Source organism: Pseudomonas sp. FW300-N2A2, assembly GCF_017351735.1.
Classification (GTDB): Bacteria; Pseudomonadota; Gammaproteobacteria; order Pseudomonadales; family Pseudomonadaceae; genus Aquipseudomonas; species Aquipseudomonas migulae.
Genome location: NZ_JACNDU010000001.1, coordinates 649,420 through 673,206, shown reverse-complemented (window position 1 = coordinate 673,206; position 23,787 = coordinate 649,420). Strand labels below are relative to the sequence as shown.

Sequence of the window (23,787 nt, the reverse complement as noted above, 5' to 3'; positions counted from 1 at the left end):
GCCCGCCGATGAAGCGCTGCGCAGTGGTCAGGCTTTGCTGGCGGCCAGGAAAGCGCCCAGTCGGCGGCCCATCTCTTCACCCAAGGCTTGCAAGCCACTCAGGGGGCGGACCATCACCTCGAATTCAACGATTTTTCCTTGTTCGTTGAAGCGGATCATGTCGATGCCCTTGAGCTGTTTTTCACCGACCCTGGCGCTGAACTCGAGGATGACGTTCAAGCCGTCCGCAGTCGACAGTTCGCGGTGGTACTGGAAGTCCTCGAACACGCCGGACACCGTGTTGAGAATCATGTTGACCACCGGCGCCCCTGGATAAGGCGTGTGCGCCATCGGCGAGCGGAAAACCACTTGCGGGTCCAGTAATTCGGGCAAGGCCTTCAAGTCGGCCTTTTTGATCATCGCGTGCCACTGGCTCAACGATTGTGCGGCGTTTGGATGCAGTTTCAGTTCCGACATTTTCAACTCCTGTATTTTTTGTTGTTCTGCAAACGTCGGCGAAGACTGTACATCAAAGGGCTTGAAGGGAAACCCTCCGGCAGCAAAACCCTCGAACACTGGTTAGTATTTTTCCGTCCTGAGGTCCGTCGCCATGGGCAAAATCGTTCTAAAAATTCAGGGGCGCGGTTTGGGAGGGTGTACTAGTCTAGAACTTGTAGGTGAAGACGCAGACTGATGCGCAAGCGGATGGCAAGGACACGTGGGGCGCGTTCCGAAGGGTACACGGTTAGAAAGATCTCCGCGCTGAGATCCAGCCCTTATGCCGTGTGAAGCAGAAGAGCACAAAACTCTTCTGTGAGAGTCCTGATAAACCTTGTAAGCCGGAGACCAGCGCCGGCCACCTACTCGAATCCCAAAGCCCGCCTTGTGCGGGCTTTGTCGTTTTAGTCTTCTCCCGCAAGACCACCGCAAATCCCCTGTGGGAGCGAGCCTGCTCGCGAAGAGGCCAGCACCTTCAACATTGATATTGAATGGTAGATCGCCTTCGCGAGCAGGCTCGCTCCCACAGGGGGGGCGTGCTGCTGAAAATCTTTCTGCATCCCCATCAACCGGATCCACCGGGACACCGATATTGGCCATTTCGATCTCCTTTTGGCCGACCTCGCACTATGAACTCACTCGTTCGTCAGCAAGAATCGAAGCAGCATTGCTGTTTCAGCACGCTTGCGAATCCACAACCGAAATCCTGTTTTCCTTGCCCTGGGCAATTTTTAAGGCCTGCCGTGTACAGAACATAAAAACCAACGAGCGACACATTTGGGGAATTCATTCATGGTCATGATGAAACGCATACTGGGCGCCACTGTTTGTGGGCTGACGCTGTTGGCCAGTGCCGTGCACGCCGAACAGCGGGAATTGCGGGTGTACAACTGGGCGGACTACATCCTGCCGTCCGTGCCCAAGGACTTCGCCCAGAAAAGCGGAATCAAAGTGACTTGGGACACCTTCGACACCAACGAATCGCTGGAAGCCAAGCTGCTGACCGGTAACTCGGGGTACGACCTGGTGGTGCCGTCGAACCAGTTCATCGAAACCCAGATCAAGGCCGGTGTCTTCCAGAAACTCGACAAGTCCAAGCTGCCGAACTGGAAACACCAGGACCCGGCACTGCTCGCATTGCTGGACAAGAACGATCCGGGCAACCAGTACGGCGTGCCCTACATGTACGGCACCGTGCTGATCGGTTTCAACCCGGCCAAGGTCAAGGCCGCGCTGGGCGAGAATGCGCCGGTGGACAGTTGGGACCTGGTGTTCAACCCGCAGAACATGCAGAAGCTGAAATCCTGTGGCGTCGCCATGCTCGACTCACCTTCGGAAATCCTGCCGCTGGCGCTGCACTATCTGGGACTGGACCCGAACAGCCAGAACCCGGACGACTACGAAAAAGCCAAGGCATTGATGCTGAAGATTCGCCCTTACGTCACCTACTTCAACTCCGCCAAGTACATGACCGACATCGCCAACGGCGACATCTGCGTCGCCATCGGCTACTCCGGCAGCTTCTACCAGTTCGGCAATCGCGCCAAGGAAGCGGGCAACGGCGTAGTGGTCGACTGGCGCTTGCCGAAGGAGGGCGCGCCGATCTGGTTTGATACCTTTGCGATTCCAAAAAGCGCGAAGAACGTGGAGGAGGCCCACGAATTTCTCAATACCTTGCTGGACCCGAAAGTCATCGCCCCGATCAGCGATTTCCTCGGCTACCCCAACGCCAACAAGGACTCGCTTGCGCTGATCAATAAAGAAATCACCGGCAACCCGAACCTGACGCCGACCAGCGAAGCGTTGAAAACCCTGTATGTGGTGCAACCGCTGCCGCAAAAGCTTGAGCGGGTGCGCACACGGGTCTGGACGAGCATCAAGTCCGGCGAATAACACCCGAGGCGGAGCGCAATCGGCCTGCCTTACGCATTCCCCTGTAGGAGCCGGCTTGCCGGCGATAGCGGTAGATCAATCAGCATTAATGTTGGCTGACACACCGCCATCGCCGGCAAGCCGGCTCCTACAGGGTTTTTAGATCCGCGTCAGCGCCTGCGCGAGGTCGGCACGCAGATCCTCGACATCTTCAACTCCCACGGACAACCGCACCAGCCCGTCGCCAATCCCCAGCTGTGCACGGGTTTCTGCGGGGATGGTGGCGTGGGTCATGATCGCCGGGTGCTCGATCAGGCTTTCCACGCCGCCCAGGCTCTCGGCCAGGGCGAATATCCGTACGCTCTCAAGGAAGCGCGTGGCACCCGCCAGATCGCTCTTCAGATCGACAGAAATCATCCCGCCGAAACCGCGCATCTGCCGCTTCGCCAATTCATGCTGCGGGTGCGATGGCAGGCCCGGGTAGTAGACGCGCGCCACTTGCGGCTGGCGCTCCAGCCATTGCGCCAACTCAAGCGCGTTGCTGCAGTGGCGCTCCATGCGCAGCGCCAGGGTTTTCACGCCGCGCAGGGTCAGAAACGCGTCGAACGGGCCGGCGATTGCGCCCACCGAGTTCTGCAGGAAACCCAGGCGTTGCGCCAGTTCCGGGTTCTGCCCGACCACGGCGATGCCGCCGATCACGTCGGAGTGGCCGTTCAGGTATTTGGTGGTCGAGTGCAGCACGATGTCGAAACCCAGCTCCAGCGGGCGCTGGATCCATGGGCTGGCAAAGGTGTTGTCGGCGACGCAGATGATGTCGCGGTCGCGGCAGATACGTGCGACGGCGGCGAGGTCGGTCAGGCTCAGCAATGGATTGCTCGGTGTCTCGACCCAGACCATTTTGGTGTCGTCCTGCAACGACGCTTCGAACGCCCCGAGGTCCGTCAGGTCGACGAAGCTGAAACGATGCCCGGCGCTGCGTTTACGCACTTTGTCGAACAGTCGGAACGTCCCGCCGTAGAGGTCATTGCCGGACACGATGTGCGAACCGGCGTCGAGCAGTTCCAGCACCGTGGAAATCGCCGCCAGCCCGGAGGCGAACGCGAAGGCCTGGGTGCCGCTTTCCAGGTCGGCGACGCAGCGTTCCAGGGCGAAGCGCGTCGGGTTGTGCGAGCGCCCGTAATCGAAACCCTTGTGCACGCCGGGGCTTTGTTGCAAATAGGTGGAGTTGGCATAAATCGGTGGCATCAATGCGCCGGTGGTCGGGTCCGGCGTTTGCCCGGCGTGGATCACCCGAGTGGCGAAGGCGCGTGCCGCGGCGTTTTCATCGTGTTGACTCATGCAAGGGATCTCCGCAAATGATTGAGCAGGTCGACGCGAGTAATCAGGCCATGGAAGCCCGAGGCGTCGGCGATGATCGCGACCAGCCCGCGATCGAGTTCTGCCTGCAGCTTTTCCAGGCTGGCGCTGGGCGGCAGGGTTTCTACTTTGTCGGTCATTGCGCTGGCCACGGTCAAGCGGAAGTGTGAAGGATCTTCCTGCATGCCCAGCAGAATGTCGGATTCGTCGATCACGCCGACCAGTTGCTTGCCGTCCGCCAGCACCGGCAGTTGCGACACATCCGCCAGGCGCATGCGCTGGAACGCCGTCAGCAGCGTGTCGTCCGGGCCGACGCTGATCACCCGGCCATCCTCGAAACGCCGTGCGATCACATCGCGCAGGTCGCCATAAGGTTTGCGCTTGAGCAAGCCCTGATCGTTCATCCACTGGTCGTTGTAGACCTTCGACAGGTAGCGGGTGCCGGTGTCGCAGACAAAGCTGACCACGCGTTTGGGCGTGGTTTGTTCGCGGCAGTAACGCAGCGCCGCCGCCAGCAGGGTGCCGGTCGAAGAACCGCCAAGAATGCCTTCGGCGCGCAGCAGTTGGCGGGCGTGATCGAAGCTTTCCTCGTCGCTGATCGAATAGGCGTGGCGCACGCTGGACAGGTCGGCAATCGAGGGGATGAAGTCTTCGCCGATGCCTTCCACCGCCCACGAGCCGGGCGTCTGCATGGTGCCGCTGCGGCTGTATTCGGCCATCACCGAACCGATGGGGTCGGCCAGCACCATTTCCAGATTGGGCTGTACGCGCTTGAAGAAACGGGTCAGCCCGGTCAGCGTGCCGGCCGAGCCGACGCCGACGACAATCGCATCCACGTCATGCTGGGTTTGCGCCCAGATCTCCGGTGCGGTGCTGCACTCATGGGCGAGCGGGTTGGCCGGGTTGTTGAACTGATCGGCGAAGAATGCGTCGGGAATTTCCAGCGCCAGCCGTGCGGCGACGTCCTGGTAATAATCGGGATGGCCCTTGCCGACATCGGAGCGGGTGATGTGCACCTCGGCGCCCATGGCCTTGAGGTGCAAGACTTTCTCGGTGGACATCTTGTCCGGCACCACCAGCACCACCCGATAGCCCTTGGCGCGACCGACCAAGGCCAGACCAAGGCCGGTGTTGCCGGCGGTGGCCTCGACGATGGTGCCGCCAGATTTCAGCCGGCCGTCGCGCTCGGCTTCGTCGATCATCGCCAGGCCGATGCGGTCCTTGATCGAGCCGCCGGGGTTCTGTGATTCGAGCTTCAGAAACAGGGTGCACGGGCCCGTGTCAAAGCGGCTGACGCGCACCAGCGGCGTATTGCCGATCAGTTCAAGCACGGCAGGGCGGGAGTCGTTCGGCATGTTGTCACCTCTTTGCGAAAATTCGCACGGGAAGGACAGCAACCGGCGGCGAGCCATCGCACGCCGGTCGCCAGCAATGCATCGTTTGGACCATAGGCCGCGAATGCGCCTCTCGCAACTTTGTGCGACCAGCCGGTCACCTGATTGCTGGAGAGAATCCCCGAGTCGGCAATACTCAAGCGACCACCATCGGCCGAGGGCGAGCACCATGACGAAGGAAAGCAGCGGGGGCGAATCGGCCTGTGCGCTGATCGACGCACGAATCAGGGAATTGAATGACTGGCGGGGCGAGACGCTCGCGCGCGTCAGGGCGATCATCCAACAGGCCGACCCCGACGTGGTCGAGGAGTGGAAGTGGAGGGGCGTGCCGGTGTGGTCGCATGCCGGGATCATCTGCACGGGCGAGACGTACAAAACGGCGGTGAAAATGACCTTCGCCAAAGGCGCTGCGCTGGACGATCCTGCCCATCTCTTCAACGCCAGCCTGGAAGGCAATACCCGCCGGGCGATTGATGTGCATGAAGGCGAGACGCTTGATGAAAATGCATTGAAGGCGCTGATCCGGGCGGCGGTGGTGCTCAACACCTCCAAATGAGTCGGCCGGTTTGTATCCCCGTGTATCCCTCGGGGCCGCAGCTATCTTGGCTTACAAAACCATGGCATCCGCGACACGTCCCCGATACACGACGGCCGCCTAATGGGGCACCACAACGGTATCACCCGGAGAAATGCCATGTTCCGTATCAACGCTCGTCACACCGCCAGAATGCTTGGCGTCGCTGTTGTCACCACTGCCGCACTCGCGGCGTTCTCCGGGATGTCTCAGGCCGAGGAAGTGAAGGCCCCTGCAAAAAGCTGGCAGACAGGGATTCATCGCACCGATCTCCTGAAAAAGGACCTCGACGTCGACGGTCGTGAAGTGATCCAGGTACGGGTTGATATCGATCCGGGCATCTCGTCGCCCAACCATTCCCATCCTGGCGTGGAAGTGGCTTATGTCATCGACGGCACGTTCGAATATCAACTGGAAGGGCAGCCACCGGTGACGTTGAAAGCCGGTGATTCGCTGTACATCCCGGCCGGCGTTGCGCACGTCGCGAAGAACATCGGAACCAAAACCGGCTCCGAACTGGCAACGTACATCGTCAAGAAAGGCGAACCGCTGGTTGTGATCAAACAATAAGCCAAAGGCGAAACAAATCCCCTGTAGGAGCCGGCTTGCTGGCGATAGCGGTGTGCCAGCCAACATCAATAGTGATTGATAAGCCGCCATCGCCGGCAAGCCGGCTCCTACAGGATTTACGTTAACCGAACATTCCCCGTCCATACGCGCACTTGTAGGAGCCGGCTTGCCGGCGATAGCGGTGTGTCAGCCAACATCAATGGTGATTGATACACCGCCATCGCCGGCAAGCCGGCTCCTACAGGATTTATGTCAACCGGACATTCCCGGAACACTCCCGCACTTGTAGGAGCCGGCTTGCCGGCGATAGCGGTATGCCAGCCAACATCAATGGTGATTGATACGCCGCCATCGCCGGCAAGCCGGCTCCTACAAAGGTTTCAGCGCTCGGCGGGCTAGCACGACGCCGAGCGCAACAACGATCAGCCCCAACGCTACCGCGAAGGTGACCCGCATGCCGTGGGCCACGGCTTCGGGTGGTGTCAGGGTGATGTCGGCCGCCTGCGAGGCGAGGGCAAATACAGCGCCCAATGCCGAGGCACCGGTGATCAATCCCAGGTTTCGCGACAGATTGAGCATGCCCGAGACAACGCCACGCTGATCGGGCTGCACATCGCTCATGACCGTGGTGTTGTTGGCCGTCTGGAATACGGCATAGCCGAGCGTGATCACCACCATCGGCGCAACATACCCGCCAATGCCAACGGTCAGCGGCAACACCGATAACACCAGGCAACCGACGGCCATGGCGATTAGCCCGGCGACAGTCATCCGCTGGGCGCCGAATCGGTCGGCGATCCGGCCGGCGGGCACACCTGTCAGGGCCGCGACACAGGGCCCGACCGCGAGCACTATGCCCACCACAACCGCCTTCAGCCCAAGCCCGTGGGCCAGATAAAACGGCCCGACCACCAGCGTTGCCATCATCACCGTCGCGACCAGTGTGCTCATGGCCAGGCTCGCGCTCAGCACCGGGTTGCGAAACATCGCCAGCCGTATCAGCGGCGAAGCGACTTTCATTTCAACGAACACGAAGAGCCCCACGCCGAACCCCGCCGCCAACAGCAAACCGATATTAAGCAGCCCGAAATGGCCACGGCCCAACGTCATGGCCAGCGCATACGCGGCCAACGTCAGCGCCAATACCAGCGTGCCCCACGCGTCGAAACGGGCGCTCCCGGTGGTTGCCTTCTGCCGATCCGCCGGCAGGTAGCGATGCGCAAGCAGCAGCGTCATCAGGCCCAATGGCACGGTGATCAGGAACATCGCCTGCCAACCGAATCCACTGATCAACAGGCCACCCAGCGATGGCCCCAGTGCGGTGCCAATCGCCGACATCGTCCCGAGCAACCCCATGGCGCTGCCGGTTTTGGCTTTCGCCACGGTCTCACCGACGAAGGCCATGGTCAGCGCCATCATGATCGCCGCACCGAGCCCTTGCAGGGCTCGGGCGCCGATCAACATGCCCAATGTCGGTGCCGATGCGCACAGCGCCGAGGCGAGGGTGAACACGCCAATGCCGCCGAGCAGCAACCGGCGGCGGCCGATCAGGTCACCGAGCCTTCCGACGCTGACGATCAGCGTGGTGATCGCCAGCAGATACGCGATGACGACCCATTGCACGTCCTGAAAGGTTGCACCGAACACCTGGGCCAGCGTCGGCAAACCGACGTTGGCGACGCTGGTGCCGAGTGACGACAGCAGCATCGACAGCGAAAGGCTGACCAGCGCCCAGCGCACGGCGGGTGTCTGTGTTGCGTTGTCCACGATGGCGATAGTCGGCTTCATGCTGTCCCTCTGGATCTGACCGCTCCCGAAGTGGAGCTATCAGAAATCTACGCTGGCGCCTAACATGGCGGAAGGCGCACGGGTTGCACTCTACTCGTGCGTCAAACGCCATCTCACCCGGCCGTGGGGCAACGCATGTCGACTCCCGATTTCAATTTGCTGATCACCCTTGATGTGCTGCTCGCCGAAGGCAGCGTGGCGCGCGCCGCCAAACGCTTGCGCCTGAGCCCGTCAGCGATGAGCCGGGCGTTGGCGCGGTTGCGCGAAACCACCGGTGACCCGTTGCTGGTCCGGGCCGGGCGCGGACTGGTTGCCACGCCTCGGGCGCTGGAATTGCGCGAGCGGGTCAGCCAGTTGGTGCAGGACGCCGAAGCGGTGCTGCGCCCGGCGCAACAGCCTGACCTGAAACAATTGGCCCGCACGTTCACGCTGCGTACCAGCGAGGGCTTTGTGGAGACCTTTGGCGCGCCGCTCATCGCCCGCGTCGCCGAGCAAGCGCCGGGCGTACTGCTGCGCTTCATGCACAAACCTGACAAGGACAGCACGTCGCTGCGGGATGGGACCGTTGATCTGGAAACCGGTGTGGTGGGGAAGGCTGCCGGGCCTGAGTTAAGGACCCAGGGTTTGTTTCGTGACCGATTCATCGGCGTAGTGCGCACGGGGCACCCGTTGAGCCAGGGCGAGATCACTCCGGAACGTTATGCGGCGGGCGGTCACATCAGCGTCTCAAGGCGCGGGCTCGACAAGGGGCCTGTCGATGAGGCGCTGGCGGCGCTGCAACTGGAACGGCAGGTCGCGACCATCGTTGCCGGTTTCTCGACCGCGTTGGCGCTTGCCCGAGCCACCGATTTGATCGCGGCCGTTCCTGAACGCCACACCGAAAACCTGCGGGCGGGCATGCACAGTTTTTCGCTGCCGGTTGCCTTGCCGGAATTCACCGTCGCGATGCTCTGGCATCCGCGTCTGGACGCCGATCCGGTGCATCGCTGGTTGCGGGGGTGTGTTCGTGAGGTCTGTGCGCAATAGCCAGTGACGGTCAGTCTCAAAAACTGAACGACCGCGAGGTGTGTTGGGCCAGCTCGGCATCCAGCAGATGTTCGGCCAGCACATCATTCAAAAAGCGGAATTGATCGTTGAGGCCGACCACTTCGTTGCTGAAGTGGTTGCCGGCGGCGGGCATCAGCAGCGCTTCGAAGTTCTTGTCGAACACCAGCGACAGCACTTTGCGCGAGACGGCCTGCTGCGAGTAGTAGTTGTTGCCGAACACCGGAAAGCTCACGGCGAGGGTGACGGTGTGGATCATGATGTGCGCTCCTCGGTCAGGACGTACCACGAAAAAACGGTCAGCGTGAAGGCTGTCAGGGCCAGGCAGGTCAGCAGATGGATCAACATGATTTGCCCCTCCGGTTCGGGGTTGTGTGTCGGGTTGAAGCTGATCCTACGCTGACGGTTCATGAGCGGAAGGCATTCGCGGCGATGGTGAATATCGATGTCAGTGATGGTCGGGTTTTTGTGGTGTTCTTGAGGGACCCTTCGCGGGCAAGCCTCGCTCCTACAGGGGCCGGTATTGAGATGTTATTTTGTGAACGACGCTGATCCCTTGTGGGAGCGAGCCTGCTCGCGATGCTCTTGCGGGCAAACACCTATACTCAGGTAGAAACCCTTAATCTGATTTCAACCCTAGAGAACCGCGATCTTGAACCTGCGTTCGCTGATCGTCGCCGTGCTGCTGGTGTTGGCGGGATGCGTCACGCCTGCGCGTGCCCCGGCGCCTGCGCCGCCCGTGGTCATTTCCCAGAGCACCTGGCAGCAGGTGGATAGGGACATCGTCGCGGCATCCCAGTCCGCCACCGAGCAGGCAAAAATCTATTCGCGCGGCGCCATGGATTACTGGCGAACCCGGGTCTATCAACTGACCGAAGAAAAATTCATTCCCTGGTTCAGCAGTTACTGGACCCAGGAATGGCTGTCGATGAAAGTCAGCTGGTACAGCCTCAGCGCCCAGGGTGAGCAGGACGCCTCGTCGAAACGCCTGGCGGCCTATCTGCTGGAGCAATACCAGAAACGCGTGCTGGCCCCGGTCGCGGTAGAGATTGATCCCGACCAGATCCTCGGTCTGGCCACGGCGTTCTACGTGGATATTCTTCAGGAAGAACTGCAAAAAATCTCCCAGCGCCACGGCGTGCCCATGGCCCAGCTCAATGGCCGTATCCAGAAAATCCCGGCCATTGCCCTCGGACCGCCGCCCGCGCGAGACGCTTCGCTGTACCAGGTCGTGCACACCCAGCCGCTCAACACCCTGCCGGCGTACGCGGCGCTGATCGACAAAATCCACAAGGCCGGCGGTAGCAAGGGTGTTGATTCCACCGACCAAGCCATGGCGCCGGTGGCCAAGCGCGCCAGCCAGCGGATGGAAGCCGAAATGGCCCCGCGCGGTGCCGCCAGCGCGGTGTCCGCAGCGGCGGGAAAAATCGCCGGAGGCTTGATTACCTTGGGCGTGGCGGGAATTCGCGCACTGATTCAGGCCAGCGACCGACCGGACAGCGAGGCGCTGATTCGCAGCAGCTTGGGCAATACGTTCGACAAGGCCTGGATAAAAATGGTGCAGAACCCGACCTTCGGTGTGATGGCGGGGACGTTGTACATGGCAGGGCAGATCGAGGGCAACCTGGCGGGGAGTGCCGATGTACCGTCGGTCAGTTCGGGCAGCGGCGCTGTCGATTGGAGCCCGTCCGAACCGACTAAACCGCAGATCGACCCTCAACCCCCGGCAGGAGAATGACCATGTCTTACGTCGATGGCTGTGTCTTTGCGGTGCCCAGTGCCAACCGCGAAAAATTCAAGAAACACGCGGAATCCGCCGCTGTGATTTTCAAGGAAAACGGCGCCCTGAGCATTGTCGAATGCTGGGGCGATGACGTGCCCGATGGCAAAGTGACTTCGTTTCCGCTGGCGGTGAAACTCAAGGACGACGAAACCGTGGTGTTTTCCTGGATCGTCTGGCCGGACAAGCCCACCCGCGATGCCGGCATGCAGAAATTGATGGCCGACCCGCGTATGCAGCAGGACGTCAACCCGATGCCGTTCGATGGTCAGCGGATGATCTTCGGTGGCTTCAACATCCTCTTGCAGGCCTGAGTGCGTGTCAGGATCACTCCGGCGTCGGGGTGATCCTGCAACTCTTGCGATTGCGGATCTCGCTGTCCGTCGGTCGTTCTTTGACAAACTCGAAACGCGGTTCACCTTCGCTATAGTGAACCAGCCAGCCCCATTCCAGCTCTGACTCATCCTGACCCGGTTTCGGTGGCACGGCCCACCATGGCTCTTTGCTGATGATCTCTCGCATGGCCCCGTCCCGTTTATTCGGTTGGTTCAACTATAACGTGCATGTCAGGAGGTGCCAGGCGTGAGCGACGAAACCCCGGAACCGGTCAAACGGCTGTTTTTTGCATTGGATTGCCCACCCGAACAGCGCAAGGCGATTGCCCAATGGCGCAGCGCGCTGCAATTGCGCATCGGGCGTCCGGTGCCGGTGGAAAACTTCCATCTGACGTTGCTGTTTTTGGGCGCTGTGGAGGTGGCGCAGATTGCCGAAATCTGCACGGCGGCAGCAAAGGTGCGCGTGCCGGGTGCGACGTTGCGGCTGGCGCTGGATCGCCTGGATGTGTGGCGCAGGGCCGGGGTGTTGGTGCTCGCGCCGGAACAGGCGCCGCCGGAGTTGCTGCGGCTGGTGTATGCGCTGGAGCAGGCGATGTTGCCGTTCGGGTTTGAAGAGGTACACAAGGAATTCAGGCCGCATCTGACGTTGATGCGTGACTATCGGGCGCCGGTGCCTGAGTCGACGACGCCGCCGGAGTTTTTTCTGCGGGCGGATCGATTTGTGTTGTTTGAATCCCACAAGGGCCGCTATCGAGCGCTGGCCGAATGGCCGCTGGTGCCGGCATAAAAAAAGGCGCCCGAGGAGGGCGCCGAACTCACCTTAACCGAGGAAGCCAGGTGAGGCCGTTCGTCAGAGAGGAGTGCAGCGGTGGTAAGGCGCTGCGTGAACGGAAACAGTTGGATTTTGTGTTGCCAGTGATGGCCTCATCGCCGGCAAGCCGGCTCCTACAATGATCTGCGGTGCGACGCGTACCCTGTAGGAGCTGGCTTGCCAGCGATAGCAATCTTGGGTCCGACGATTATTTCCCGAGCTTCACCCGCGTCCAGCCGCGCGTCATCACCCGCTGAACGCCGATCGGCATGTCCGGAATCGCGTACAACGTCGCCATCACGGCCAAGGGCGGATACGAGCCCGGATCATCGCGAATCGCTTCATCCACCAACGGCGTCGCCGCCGCGTTGGCGTTGCTGTAGCCGATGTTGTTGGTGATCTCGGCGATGATGTCCGGGCGCATCAGGAAGTTCATGAACAGGTAGGCGTTGTCGACGTTCGCCGCATCCCGTGGGATCGCGACCATGTCGTAGAAACTGCCGGCGCCTTCTTTCGGAATGCTGTATTCGATCTTCACCTTGTCGCCCGCTTCCTGTGCGCGGGCCTTGGCTTGCAGCACGTCGCCGGAATAACCGACAGCCACGCAGATGTTGCCGTTGGCCAGGTCGGAGATGTACTTCGATGAATGGAAATACGCCACCGACGGCCGGATCTTCATGAACAGCGATTCAGCTTCGGCGATCTGCGCCTTGTCCTGCGAGTTCACCGGGTAGCCCAGGTAGTGCAGGGCGGCGGGCAGCATTTCGGTCGGCGAGTCGAGGAAGCTGATGCCGCAGGCTTTCAGTTTCTCGGCGTTTTCCGGTTTGAACAGCAAGTCCCAGGAGTTGGTCGGCGCATTGGCACCGAGCACTTCCTTGACCTTGGCCGGGTTGAACCCGATGCCGATCGAGCCCCACATGTACGGGAAGGCGTGACCGTTTCCCGGGTCGCTGGCCGAAGCGTTTTTCAGCAACACCGGGTTGAGGTTTTTCCAGTTCGGCAGCTTCGACTTGTCCAGTTCCTGATAGACGCCAGCCTTGATCTGCTTGGCCAGGAAGCTGTTGGACGGCACGACAATGTCGTAGCCGGATTTGCCTGCGAGCAGGCGTGCCTCAAGGGTTTCGTTGCTGTCGAACACATCGTAGGTCACGCGGATACCGGTCTCGTCTTCGAACTTCTTGACGGTGTCCGGGGCGATGTAATCCGACCAGTTGTAGACGCGCAGTACCTTGTCATTGGCCTGGGCGCCGGTAGCCATCGCGCCCAATAAGGACAGTGTCAGCAGAGTCCTGCCAAACATTTTCATCGGTACAACTCCATTTCTCTTTTTATTCAAAATCACACAGCAAGCGCTTGCACGCTCCTTGTAGGAGCGAGCTCGCTCGCGAAAAACTCAAGGACGCCGCGTTAATTCAGGTAGCCCGCGTCATCGTTAACGTCCATCGCGAGCAGGCTCGCTCCTACAGGGACGGGTATCAGGCCGTCGCTCCTGCCATTTGCTTTTCAGGTTGCTGCCAGGATTCGCTGGCGGTCTGGTCCATCGCTTCCTGGATCGCCCGTTTGCGGCTGGCTTCAGCGCGGCGGCTGAAGTACCAGACCATGAAGGTCACAATCGAAACGGCGAGCAGAATCAGGCTGGCCACGGCGTTGATCTCAGGCTTCACGCCCAGACGCACCGCCGAGAACACTTCCATTGGCAAGGTCGTCGAGCCTGGGCCGGATACGAAACTCGCCAACACCAGGTCATCCAGCGACAGCGCAAACGACATCATGCCGCCGGCCGCCAGTGACGGCGCGATCATCGGGATGGTGATCAGGAAAAACACCTTGAACGGTTTCGCCCCGAGGTCCATGGCCGCTTCTTCGATGGACAGGTCCAGCTCACGAAGGCGGGCGGAAACCACCACCGCGACATAAGCGGCACAGAACGTGGTGTGGGCAATCCAGATGGTGACGATGCCACGCTCCATCGGCCAGCCGATCAGCTGCGCCATGGCGACGAACAGCAGCAACAGCGACAGACCGGTGATCACTTCAGGCATCACCAACGGCGCGGTGACCAGGCCACCAAACAGCGTACGACCCTTGAAGCGCGTGACACGAGTCAGCACGAACGCCGCCAAAGTCCCCAGCGCCACCGCTGCAATCGCGGTGTAGCAGGCAATCTCCAGCGAGCGCACCACCGAGCCCATCAGTTGCGAGTTGTCGAGCAAGCCGACGTACCACTTCACCGACCAGCCGCCCCACACCGTCACCAGTTTCGAGGCGTTGAACGAGTAGATCACCAGAATCAACATCGGCAGGTAGATAAACGACAGGCCGAAAATCAGCATGAACTTTGAAAATCCGAAGCGTTTCATCCCCGACCCTCCATCTCTTTGGCCTGGCTACGGTTGAACAACAGGATCGGCACAATCAGGATCAACAGCATCACCACCGCCAGGGCAGACGCCACCGGCCAGTCGCGGTTGTTGAAGAACTCTTGCCACAGCACACGGCCGATCATCAGGGTTTCCGGGCCGCCCAGCAGTTCCGGAATCACGAACTCACCGACCACCGGAATGAACACCAGCATGCAGCCGGCGATGATCCCGTTCTTGGCCAGCGGCACGGTGATTTTCCAGAAGTTGTTGAAGTTGCTCGACCCCAGGTCCGAACCCGCTTCCAGCAAGCTTTGATCGTGCTTGACCAGGTTGGCGTAAAGCGGCAAGACCATGAACGGCAGGTAGGCATAGACCACGCCGATATACACGGCCGTGTTGGTGTTGAGGATCTCGATCGGGTGATCGGTCAGCCCGGTCCACATCAAGAACGCGTTGAGCAAGCCGTTGTTGCTGAGGATGCCCATCCACGCATACACGCGGATCAGGATCGCAGTCCAGGTCGGCATCATGATCAACAGCAGCAAGACGTTTTGCGCTTCCTTGCTTGCCTTGGTGATTGCGTAGGCCATTGGGAAGCCGATCACCAGGCACATCAGCGTGCTGAAAAACGCGACCTTCAACGAGCCGAAGTAAGCCGAGATGTACAACTCATCCTCGGTCAGCATCAGGTAGTTGCCGACGTTGAGGAACAGCTGGAGTTTCTGTTCGGCGAAGGTGTAGATCTCGGAGTAAGGTGGAATGGCCAGCGCCGCTTCCGAGAAGCTGATCTTCATCACCAGGAAGAACGGCAACAGGAAAAACAGGCACAGCCACAGGAATGGAATCCCGATGACGAGCTTTCGACCACTCGGCATCAGCCGCATGAACCGCTGATTGAGTGTTTTCATGAGCGCAGTACCACGCCGCTGTCGTCTTCCCACCACACGTAGACCTTGTCGTCCCAGGTCGGACGCGCGCCACGGCGTTCGGCGTTGGCCATGAACGACTGCACGACTTTGCCGCCAGGCAATTCGACGTAGAACACCGAGTGACCACCGAGGTAGGCGATGTCATGCACCTTGCCGCTGGACCAGTTGTAACGGGACTCGGGTTGGGTGGTGCTGACCAGCAGTTTTTCCGGACGGATCGCGTAGGTGATGGACTTGTCCTCCACCGAAGTGCTGACGCCGTGACCGACGTAGATCTTCTGTTCCAGATCCTTGCTGTGAATGATCGCGTGACCTTCAAGGTCCTCAACAACGGTGCCTTCGAAGGCGTTCACGTTGCCGATGAATTCGCAGACCATGCGGCTGACCGGGGCTTCGTAAATGTCGACCGGGCTGCCAATCTGGGCGATCCAGCCCAGGTGCATGATCGCGATGCGCTGGGCCATGGTCATGGCCTCTTCCTGGTCGTGGGTCACCATTACGCAGGTCACGCCAACGCGTTCGATGATTTCCACCAGCTCAAGCTGCATCTGCGAACGCAGTTTTTTATCCAGCGCGCCCATCGGTTCGTCGAGCAACAACAGCTTCGGACGTTTCGCCAGGGAGCGGGCGAGGGCGACACGCTGACGCTGACCGCCGGAGAGTTGATGCGGCTTGCGTTTGGCGTATTGGGTCATGTGCACCAGGCGCAGCATCTCTTCCACACGGGCGTCGATTTCACTGGCGGGCAAACGGTCCTGCTTGAGGCCGAAGGCAATGTTCTGTGCGACGGTCATGTGCGGGAACAGGGCGTACGACTGGAACATCATGTTGATCGGCCGTTCGTACGGCGGCATGTCGGTGATGTCCACGCCATCGAGCAGGATCCGCCCTTCGGTCGGGCGTTCGAAGCCGGCGAGCATGCGTAGCAGCGTCGATTTACCGGAACCGGAACCGCCGAGCAAGGCGAAGATTTCCCCTTGATGAATCTCAAGCGAAACATCGTCCACTGCGGTGGTTTCGTCGAATTTCTTGGTGACGCGGTCGACTTTCACCAACACCTTTTTCGGTGCCTGGTGACCTTCAAGAGCCTTCCTGTAAATGCTGGAGGCGTTTGCCATGTGAAACTCCCAACAGGTTTCAGTCGTCGGGCCAACGCGGCCTGACTTAAGAGTGGATTGCAAGCCCGGGGCATTCGGTTGGCGCAACCCCCTGTAGGAGCGAGGCTTGCCCGCGAAGACGGTATGTCAGTCGATATCATCGTTGCCTGAAACACCGCCTTCGCGGGCAAGCCTCGCTCCTACAAAGGATTGCGCTCGCCTGATCCATACCGCTCGGGCTTATTCGGCGCCGCCGTCCTGGCTGCCTGGGTCGTACTTGTTGTTATTGCAGTGTGTTGTTTTCGCGAGCCACGGACGCGCAAAGGCACGCCCGCCAAACTCGCGGGGGCAGTAAATGGGTGTTTTGGGTCAGCGGGTTTTACGCTGCGCGGCCCGTCGTCGGCATGCATCGCCGAACGCCTGGAAAATACTCAAATAAGGAGGATTCGAAAGCACCTGCCATTCCGGGTGCCATTGCACACCGACCGCGAAGGTCGGGCTGTGGTCCACCGAAATCGCTTCGATCAGACCGTCCGGCGCAATCGCCTCGGCACGCAGGCCGGGAGCGAGGCGGTCGATGCCCTGGCTGTGAATCGAATTGACCATGAACTCGGTCGGCAACTCCAGCGCTTCAAACACGCCACCCGGTTGCACCGTCACCGCATGCGCCGGGGCGTATTGCACCGCCAGTTCAGGGCTGTCCGCTTCGCGGTGATCGAGCATGCCCGGCAGTTCATGCACCTTCTGATGCAGGCTGCCGCCGAACGCCACGTTCATTTCCTGGAAGCCACGGCAGATGCCGAGTACCGGAACGCCCGCCGCAATGGCTGCACGCAATAAAGGAAGGGTAGTGGCGTCCCGCGCCGGATCGTGATCCGTGCCGGGAGCGCTGGCCGGGCCTTGATAGTGGAAGGGCTCCACATTCGATGGCGAACCGGTCAGCAACAGACCGTCGAGATGCGCGAGCACATCCTCGATTTCAGTCAGTTCGCCTAAGGAAGGAATGACCACGGGCAACCCCAGAGCCGCGACGCTGACAGCACGCAAGTACTTGTCGCCGCTGATGTGGTAGGGGTGCAGGCCAATCTGTTTGACGCACGCTGTAACGCCGATCAATGGCTTGAATGCCATTTTTATCACCTCGACCTTGAACGAGTTTTTCAGGAGCTTAGCTTTGTTGATTTTAATTAACAACTCTCATGTAAAAAATTCTAAACGCCGCACGTCCGATTGCTAGTCTTTGTGCGGTGTTGAGGGCCTATATGGCACTCTCGTGCCCAGAAAAGTCCCAAAAATAAAGGATGAAAGGCCAAGTGTTCGCTATTGACTTCACTTTGCCGTTCGGGTTGACTGGGCTCCAGAAAGTGCGGTGAACATAATAATTAACAGCTAATAGGTGCATCATGTCGGTCCCTCTGCGTGCCGTTCAACTCAACGAAGCAAACGCATTCCTTAAGAAATATCCTGAGGTTTTGTACGTCGACCTTCTGATTGCGGATATGAACGGTGTGGTGCGCGGCAAGCGCATCGAGCGCACCAGTCTTCATAAGGTCTACGAAAAAGGCATCAACCTGCCGGCGTCCCTGTTTGCCCTGGACATCAATGGCTCCACGGTGGAAAGCACCGGCCTGGGTCTGGACATCGGCGACTCTGACCGGATCTGCTATCCAATCCCTGGCACCCTGAGCATCGAGCCTTGGCAGAAGCGCCCGACCGCGCAACTGTTGATGACCATGCACGAGCTCGAAGGCGAACCGTTCTTCGCCGACCCGCGTGAAGTGCTGGCCAATGTGGTGCGCAAGTTCGATGAACTTGGCCTGACCATTTGCGCTGCGTTCGAACTCGAGTTCTACCTGATCGACCAGGACAACGTGAACGGTCGTCCGCAATCGCCACGCTCGCCGGTCTCCGGCAAACGTCCGATGTCGACCCAGGTGTATTTGATCGACGACCTCGACGAATACGTCGATTGCCTGCAAGACATCCTCGAAGGTGCGAAAGAGCAGGGCATCCCGGCCGACGCCATCGTCAAGGAAAGCGCCCCGGCGCAGTTCGAAGTGAACCTGCATCACGTCAACGACCCGATCAAGGCCTGCGACTACGCGGTGTTGCTCAAGCGTCTGGTGAAAAACATCGCCTACGACCACGAGATGGACACCACGTTTATGGCCAAGCCGTATCCGGGCCAGGCGGGCAACGGTTTGCACGTGCACATTTCGATTCTCGACAAAGAAGGCAACAACATCTTTGCCAGCGAGGATCCCGAGCAGAACGCCGCGCTGCGACACGCGATCGGCGGTGTGCTCGAGACCCTGCCGGCGCAGATGGCTTTCCTGTGCCCGAACGTCAACTCGTACCGTCGTTTCGGCGCGCAGTTCTACGTACCGAACTCGCCGAGCTGGGGCATCGACAACCGTACTGTTGCGGTGCGTGTGCCGACCGGTTCCTCCGATGCCGTGCGCATCGAGCACCGCGTGGCCGGTGCGGATGCCAACCCGTACTTGTTGATGGCTTCGGTCCTGGCCGGTATTCACCACGGCCTGACCAACGAGATCGAGCCGGGCGCCCCCGTGGAAGGCAACAGCTACGAGCAGAACGAGCAAAGCCTGCCGAACAACCTGCGCGATGCATTGCGCGAGCTGGACGACAGCGAAGTCATGGCCAAATACATTGACCCGCTGTACATCGACGTGTTCGTGGCGTGCAAGGAAAGCGAGCTGGCCGAGTTCGAAAACTCCATTTCGGACCTTGAGTACAACTGGTACCTGCACACGGTTTGACGAGATCTGCGTCGTCCACACCTCTCGTGCACGACACAAAACTCTGTAGGAGCCGGCTTGCTGGCGATAGCGGCGGCACATCCAACACAAGTGCCGCCTGACACACCGCCATCGCCAGCAAGCCGGCTCCTACAGTTGATCTTCGTCGTGCACAGCTTTCGTGTACGTCACCAAACCCTGTAGGAGCCGGCTTGCCGGCGATGGCGGCAGCTCAGCCACCACCAACGCCCACGGCCCACCCAACATTCCTCTGCGTCGAGTCACAACCATGACAAACACTCGCAGCGACTGGGAACAACGCTTCCAGTCCCTAACCATCGAAAACCGCGCCTTCATCGACGGCCAATACCGCGCTGCACTCAGCGGTGAAACCTTCGAATGCATCAGCCCGGTCGACGGTCGCTTCCTGGCCAACGTCGCCAGCACCGATGAAGCCGACGCCAACGAAGCCGTCGCCGTCGCACGCCGCACCTTCGAATCCGGCGTCTGGGCCAATCTCGCCCCGGCCGAGCGCAAGCGCACTTTGATCCGCTTCGCCGACCTGATCCTGGCCAACCGGGAAGAACTCGCCCTGCTCGAAACCCTCGACATGGGCAAACCGATCAACGACTCGATGAACATCGACATCCCGGCGACCGCCAACGCGATCCGCTGGAGCGCTGAAGCCATCGACAAAATCTACGACGAAGTCGCTGCCACGCCGCACGATCAACTCGGCCTCATCACCCGCGAACCTGCCGGTGTTGTCGCCGCCATCGTGCCGTGGAATTTCCCGTTGATCATGGCCAGCTGGAAGTTCGCCCCGGCCCTCGCGGCGGGTAACTCGTTCATCCTCAAGCCTTCGGAAAAGTCGCCGCTGACCGCGATCCGCATCGCGCAATTAGCGCTGGACGCCGGCATTCCGAAAGGCGTGTTCAACGTCCTGCCGGGCTACGGCCACACCGTCGGCAAGGCACTGGCGTTGCACATGGACGTCGACGTGCTGGCCTTTACCGGCTCGACCGCGATTGCCAAGCAACTGCTGGTCTACGCCGGCCAAAGCAACATGAAACGCGTCTGGCTCGAAGCAGGGGGGAAGAGCCCGAACGTGGTGTTCGCCGATGCGCCGGATCTGCGCGCGGCAGCACAAGCAGCGGCCAGCGGCATCGCTTTCAATCAGGGCGAAGTCTGTACCGCCGGTTCGCGTTTGCTGGTCGAGCGTTCGATCCGCGAGCAGTTCATTCCGCTGCTGGTGGAAGCGCTGCAAGCCTGGAAACCGGGGCATGCTTTGGACCCGCAAACCACCGTCGGTGCGGTCGTCGATCAGCGTCAACTGGACAACGTGTTGCGCTACATCCAGGTCGGCAAAGACCAGGGCGCGCAACTGATCGCCGGCGGCAGCCGCACCCTCGAAGCCACCGGCGGCCTGTACGTGGAACCGGCGATTTTCGACGGTGTGACCAACGCCATGACCATCGCCCGGGAAGAAATCTTCGGCCCGGTGCTGTCGCTGATCACCTTCGATACCGCTGAAGAAGCCTTGGCCATCGCCAACGACAGCATCTTCGGCCTGGCTGCCGGTGTCTGGACCAGCAACCTGAGCAAGGCCCACACCTTCGCTCGCGGCTTGCGCGCCGGCAGCGTCTGGGTCAACCAGTACGACGGCGGCGACATGACCGCGCCGTTTGGCGGGTACAAGCAGTCGGGTAACGGTCGGGACAAATCGCTGCACGCGTTCGACAAATACACCGAGCTCAAAGCGACCTGGATCAAGCTCTAATACTTCTACAACGGCGGCCGCCGGCACATGCCAGCGGCCATCGGAGAAACCTATGAAACAAGCACATGTAAACAGCTACTACGCCGCAACCCGCAACTTCACCGGCGACTTCCCGGTACTGGAACAAGCGGTGGATTGCGACGTCTGCATCATCGGCGCCGGCTACACCGGTTTGTCCTCGGCGCTGTTCCTCGCCGAAGCCGGCTACAGCGTGACCGTACTCGAAGCCGCCAAAGTCGGTTTCGGCGCCAGCGGTCGCAATGGCGGCCAACTGGTCAACTCCTACAGCCGCGACGTCGATGTCATCGAAGAGCGCTACGGCGACAGAACCGCCGAAGTCCTCGGCAGCATGATCTTCGAAGGCGCCGACATCATCCGTCAGCGCATACAACACTACGACATCCAGTGCGACTACAAGCCGGGCGGCATCTTCGCAGCGCTGAACAAAAAGCAGCTCAAAGGTCTGGCCGAGCAGAAAAACAGCTGGGAGCGCTACGGCAACAAGAACCTGAAAATGCTCGACGCGGCGGACATCAAGCGCGAAGTCGGCAGCGACAACTACGTCGGCGGCCTGCTCGACATGCAGGGCGGCCACATCCACCCGCTGAACCTGGCCCTCGGCGAAGCCTCGGCCATCATCGGCCTCGGCGGCAAAATCTACGAACAATCGGCGGCGGTAGAAATCACCTACGGCGAACCGATCACCGTGCGCACCGCCAAAGGTGTGGTCCGCGCCAAATACCTGTTGATCGCCGGCAACGCTTACCTGCCGCAGGGCCTCGACAATCGCGTGACCGCCAAAAGCATGCCGTGCGGCTCGCAAATCGTCGTCACCGAACCGTTGTCGGAGAAGGTTGCGCGCAGCCTGATCAAAAACAACTACTGCGTCGAAGACTGCAACTACCTGCTCGACTACTACCGCCTCACCGCCGACAACCGCCTGCTGTACGGCGGCGGCGTGGTCTACGGCGCCCGTGAACCGGACGACATCGAGCAACTGATCAAGCCGAAAATCCTCAAGACCTTCCCGCAACTGAAGGACGTGAAGATCGACTACCGCTGGACCGGCAACTTCCTGCTGACCATGTCGCGCATGCCGCAATTCGGCCGCATCGAGAAAAACGCCTACTACATGCAGGGCTACAGTGGCCACGGCGTCACCTGTTCGCACCTGGCCGGCAAACTGATCTCGGAAATGATCCGCGGCGACGCCGAACGCTTCGATGCCTTCGCATCCTTGCCGCACATGCCAATGATCGGCGGCCGCACCTTCCAGGCCCCGCTCACCGCCATGGGCGCTGCGTACTACGCGCTTCGCGACCGTTTCGGTATCTAACCCAACACAACCCTGTAGGAGCAGAGCTTGCTCGCGAAGACGGCGGCACATCCGACATCGGTGCTGTCTGACACACCGCCTTCGCGAGCAAGCTCTGCTCCTACATTGGATCCATGGCAGGCACAAAATGTACGTGCAGCAGAGGTCAAAAACTGTGGGAGCGAGCCCGCTCGCGATGACGCCATCCGGTTCCCCATCAATGCCAACTGACCCACCACCATCACCAATAACCATGCGCCTACAGCAACACCCCCAAACGTGATTTAATACCCGCCTTTCACAATTACGGGACAGGGAAGCGGTACTTTCGCGGCCAAAAGTCGCCCGCCATCCACCCCCATAACCCTTAAGTTTTCCTCGCATAAGGCTGTCATGGACACGGGCTCACGACTCAAATTAGTACGCGAAAGCTACAAACTCTCCCAGCGCGAGCTGGCCCGGCGTAGCGGCGTCACCAATGCCACCATCTCCCTGATCGAACAGAATCGCGTCAGTCCCTCCGTCAGCTCCCTGAAAAAACTGCTCGAAGGCATCCCCATGTCTTTGGCGGACTTCTTTACCTTTGATCAGCCGCCGCGTGAACATCAATACGTGTTCCGCGCTAACGAACAGCCGGATCTTGGGCGTCATGGGCTGCGGTTGCTGCTGATTGGCGCTTCGGTGCCGAGCCGGCAGATGCGCTTGCTGCGCGAGCAATACGCGCCGGGCGCGAGTTCGGGGGAAGAGCCGATTGTGCACTCGGAAGGGGAGGAGTGTGGGTTGGTTACGCGGGGGACGGTTGAGTTGACTGTTGATGGGCAGATTAGTGTGCTTAACGCTGGGGATGGCTACTACTTCCCGACAACCTTACCGCACAAGTTCCGCAACATCGGCCAGGATGAAGCGGAAATCATCAGCGCCAACACCCCGGCTAACTTCTGATCTCAAAAACGGACGCCAACCTGTAGCAGCTGCCGAGGTTGCGTCCGCGACCAACACCCATGCCGAATGGGAGCAGCTGCTTCAGGAATTTTCAAAGTAAATGGACTTCACATCATGACCACACCCCGCATCCGCCCCCTCGCACTCTGCATCTTCCATCACGATGGCAAGATACTGGTCAACGAAGCCCGCGACCCCATCACTGAAAAGCCATTCTTCCGCCCAATCGGTGGCGGAATCGAATTCGGTGAAACCAGTGCACAAGCCGTTGTGCGAGAGGTTCAGGAAGAACTCGGTTTACCCATCACCGATGTTCGCTTGCTCGGTACGCTTGAAAGCCTCTTTACGTATAACGGCACACCAGGGCACGAAATCGTGCAGGTCTACGACGCGAAGTTTGTGGATGCCAGTGTCTATGAGTTGCCGCACTTGAATGCTCAAGAAAGCGATGGTGCGGCCTTCGTTGCGAAGTGGCTTCCTTGTGCGAGCTTTACTGCCGAAGCGCCGTTGGTTCCTGATGGTTTGCACGAACTACTTAGGAAATTAGCACTGCTGGACTGACGCCCGTTACCCGGTAACCTTGGATCAATCAGTGTCAGGC

Annotated in this window: 23 protein-coding genes; 12 read left to right on the top strand and 11 right to left on the bottom strand. The window is 60.2% G+C overall.

Annotated features, from left to right (window positions below; all coding sequences use genetic code 11):
- Nucleotides 1-27 precede the first annotated feature (27 nt).
- On the bottom strand, nucleotides 28-456 hold the full coding sequence (locus J4E42_RS02935) for a nuclear transport factor 2 family protein (RefSeq protein ID WP_207284534.1): 429 nt from the start codon (nucleotides 454-456) through the stop codon (nucleotides 28-30).
- A gap of 813 nt (nucleotides 457-1,269) precedes the next feature.
- Between J4E42_RS02935 and J4E42_RS02930 the strand changes: the two genes are divergently transcribed.
- Complete coding sequence (locus tag J4E42_RS02930) at nucleotides 1,270-2,370, top strand: polyamine ABC transporter substrate-binding protein (RefSeq protein ID WP_008027246.1); 1,101 nt, start codon at nucleotides 1,270-1,272, stop codon at nucleotides 2,368-2,370.
- Between the two features lie 138 nt (nucleotides 2,371-2,508).
- Here J4E42_RS02930 and J4E42_RS02925 read toward each other — a convergent pair whose 3' ends face one another.
- Nucleotides 2,509-3,687, bottom strand: coding sequence for a cystathionine gamma-synthase (locus J4E42_RS02925; RefSeq protein WP_008027244.1), 1,179 nt, complete (start codon nucleotides 3,685-3,687; stop codon nucleotides 2,509-2,511).
- Nucleotides 3,684-5,060: a pyridoxal-phosphate dependent enzyme gene (locus J4E42_RS02920; RefSeq protein ID WP_008039030.1), complete on the bottom strand. Its 1,377-nt coding sequence runs from the start codon at nucleotides 5,058-5,060 to the stop codon at nucleotides 3,684-3,686. Before J4E42_RS02920 ends, J4E42_RS02925 begins: the two co-directional genes overlap by 4 nt.
- Nucleotides 5,061-5,268: 208 nt before the next feature.
- Here J4E42_RS02920 and J4E42_RS02915 point away from each other — a divergent pair, with 208 nt between their 5' ends.
- Together J4E42_RS02915 and J4E42_RS02910 are read left to right on the top strand one after the other, a co-directional pair.
- Nucleotides 5,269-5,655 (top strand): DUF1801 domain-containing protein, encoded by a 387-nt coding sequence (locus J4E42_RS02915; protein ID WP_207284533.1) that lies wholly within the window; start codon nucleotides 5,269-5,271, stop codon nucleotides 5,653-5,655.
- Nucleotides 5,656-5,793: 138 nt separating this feature from the next.
- Nucleotides 5,794-6,243 (top strand): cupin domain-containing protein, encoded by a 450-nt coding sequence (locus tag J4E42_RS02910; protein ID WP_207284532.1) that lies wholly within the window; start codon nucleotides 5,794-5,796, stop codon nucleotides 6,241-6,243.
- Nucleotides 6,244-6,612: 369 nt separating this feature from the next.
- On the opposite strand, the gene J4E42_RS02905 is transcribed toward J4E42_RS02910, so the two are convergent.
- Entirely contained in the window at nucleotides 6,613-8,031 is a 1,419-nt protein-coding gene (locus tag J4E42_RS02905) for an MFS transporter (protein WP_207284531.1), read from the bottom strand.
- Nucleotides 8,032-8,166: 135 nt separating this feature from the next.
- On the opposite strand from J4E42_RS02905, the gene J4E42_RS02900 reads away from it, so the two are divergent.
- Nucleotides 8,167-9,057, top strand: a complete 891-nt coding sequence (locus tag J4E42_RS02900; protein ID WP_207284530.1) for a LysR family transcriptional regulator — start codon at nucleotides 8,167-8,169, stop codon at nucleotides 9,055-9,057.
- Between the two features lie 16 nt (nucleotides 9,058-9,073).
- Here the strand turns inward: J4E42_RS02900 and J4E42_RS02895 are convergent, their stop codons facing one another.
- On the bottom strand, nucleotides 9,074-9,334 hold the full coding sequence (locus tag J4E42_RS02895) for a hypothetical protein (protein ID WP_008027230.1): 261 nt from the start codon (nucleotides 9,332-9,334) through the stop codon (nucleotides 9,074-9,076).
- A 393-nt stretch (nucleotides 9,335-9,727) separates the two neighbouring features.
- On the opposite strand from J4E42_RS02895, the gene J4E42_RS02890 reads away from it, so the two are divergent.
- Nucleotides 9,728-10,813 carry a hypothetical protein gene (locus tag J4E42_RS02890; RefSeq protein ID WP_207284529.1) on the top strand — a complete coding sequence of 362 codons (1,086 nt, stop codon included), beginning with the start codon at nucleotides 9,728-9,730 and terminating at the stop codon, nucleotides 10,811-10,813.
- A gap of 2 nt (nucleotides 10,814-10,815) precedes the next feature.
- On the top strand, nucleotides 10,816-11,169 hold the full coding sequence (locus J4E42_RS02885) for a DUF1428 domain-containing protein (protein ID WP_207284528.1): 354 nt from the start codon (nucleotides 10,816-10,818) through the stop codon (nucleotides 11,167-11,169).
- A 13-nt stretch (nucleotides 11,170-11,182) separates the two neighbouring features.
- Here the strand turns inward: J4E42_RS02885 and J4E42_RS02880 are convergent, their stop codons facing one another.
- On the bottom strand, nucleotides 11,183-11,377 hold the full coding sequence (locus J4E42_RS02880) for a hypothetical protein (RefSeq protein WP_008027221.1): 195 nt from the start codon (nucleotides 11,375-11,377) through the stop codon (nucleotides 11,183-11,185).
- Between the two features lie 60 nt (nucleotides 11,378-11,437).
- On the opposite strand from J4E42_RS02880, the gene thpR reads away from it, so the two are divergent.
- Nucleotides 11,438-11,977: an RNA 2',3'-cyclic phosphodiesterase gene (gene thpR, locus J4E42_RS02875; protein ID WP_207284527.1), complete on the top strand. Its 540-nt coding sequence runs from the start codon at nucleotides 11,438-11,440 to the stop codon at nucleotides 11,975-11,977.
- Nucleotides 11,978-12,209: 232 nt separating this feature from the next.
- Here the strand turns inward: thpR and J4E42_RS02870 are convergent, their stop codons facing one another.
- From J4E42_RS02870 to J4E42_RS02850, 5 genes are all read right to left on the bottom strand, one after another.
- Nucleotides 12,210-13,307 (bottom strand): polyamine ABC transporter substrate-binding protein, encoded by a 1,098-nt coding sequence (locus tag J4E42_RS02870; protein ID WP_207284526.1) that lies wholly within the window; start codon nucleotides 13,305-13,307, stop codon nucleotides 12,210-12,212.
- A 169-nt stretch (nucleotides 13,308-13,476) separates the two neighbouring features.
- Complete coding sequence (locus J4E42_RS02865; protein WP_008027215.1) at nucleotides 13,477-14,361, bottom strand: ABC transporter permease subunit; 885 nt, start codon at nucleotides 14,359-14,361, stop codon at nucleotides 13,477-13,479.
- Nucleotides 14,358-15,239 (bottom strand): ABC transporter permease subunit, encoded by an 882-nt coding sequence (locus J4E42_RS02860; RefSeq protein WP_162130729.1) that lies wholly within the window; start codon nucleotides 15,237-15,239, stop codon nucleotides 14,358-14,360. The genes J4E42_RS02865 and J4E42_RS02860 overlap by 4 nt, the downstream gene beginning before the upstream one ends.
- A 29-nt stretch (nucleotides 15,240-15,268) precedes the next feature.
- Nucleotides 15,269-16,411 carry a polyamine ABC transporter ATP-binding protein gene (gene potA / locus J4E42_RS02855; RefSeq protein ID WP_207284525.1) on the bottom strand — a complete coding sequence of 381 codons (1,143 nt, stop codon included), beginning with the start codon at nucleotides 16,409-16,411 and terminating at the stop codon, nucleotides 15,269-15,271.
- A 348-nt stretch (nucleotides 16,412-16,759) separates the two neighbouring features.
- Nucleotides 16,760-17,521, bottom strand: coding sequence for a gamma-glutamyl-gamma-aminobutyrate hydrolase family protein (locus J4E42_RS02850; RefSeq protein ID WP_008027209.1), 762 nt, complete (start codon nucleotides 17,519-17,521; stop codon nucleotides 16,760-16,762).
- A gap of 272 nt (nucleotides 17,522-17,793) precedes the next feature.
- Between J4E42_RS02850 and J4E42_RS02845 the strand changes: the two genes are divergently transcribed.
- The 5 genes from J4E42_RS02845 to J4E42_RS02825 all read left to right on the top strand — a co-directional run bounded on the left by J4E42_RS02845 (nucleotide 17,794) and on the right by J4E42_RS02825 (nucleotide 23,747).
- On the top strand, nucleotides 17,794-19,170 hold the full coding sequence (locus J4E42_RS02845) for a glutamine synthetase family protein (RefSeq protein ID WP_207284524.1): 1,377 nt from the start codon (nucleotides 17,794-17,796) through the stop codon (nucleotides 19,168-19,170).
- A 268-nt stretch (nucleotides 19,171-19,438) separates the two neighbouring features.
- Nucleotides 19,439-20,929: an aldehyde dehydrogenase gene (locus tag J4E42_RS02840; RefSeq protein ID WP_207284523.1), complete on the top strand. Its 1,491-nt coding sequence runs from the start codon at nucleotides 19,439-19,441 to the stop codon at nucleotides 20,927-20,929.
- A gap of 52 nt (nucleotides 20,930-20,981) precedes the next feature.
- Nucleotides 20,982-22,265 (top strand): FAD-binding oxidoreductase, encoded by a 1,284-nt coding sequence (locus tag J4E42_RS02835; protein WP_207284522.1) that lies wholly within the window; start codon nucleotides 20,982-20,984, stop codon nucleotides 22,263-22,265.
- 372 nt (nucleotides 22,266-22,637) lie between these two features.
- A complete protein-coding gene (locus tag J4E42_RS02830) occupies nucleotides 22,638-23,186 on the top strand; it encodes a cupin domain-containing protein (RefSeq protein ID WP_007946335.1) in 549 nt (182 codons plus the stop codon).
- A gap of 114 nt (nucleotides 23,187-23,300) precedes the next feature.
- Nucleotides 23,301-23,747 carry an NUDIX hydrolase gene (locus J4E42_RS02825; RefSeq protein ID WP_207284521.1) on the top strand — a complete coding sequence of 149 codons (447 nt, stop codon included), beginning with the start codon at nucleotides 23,301-23,303 and terminating at the stop codon, nucleotides 23,745-23,747.
- Nucleotides 23,748-23,787: the final 40 nt, after the last annotated feature.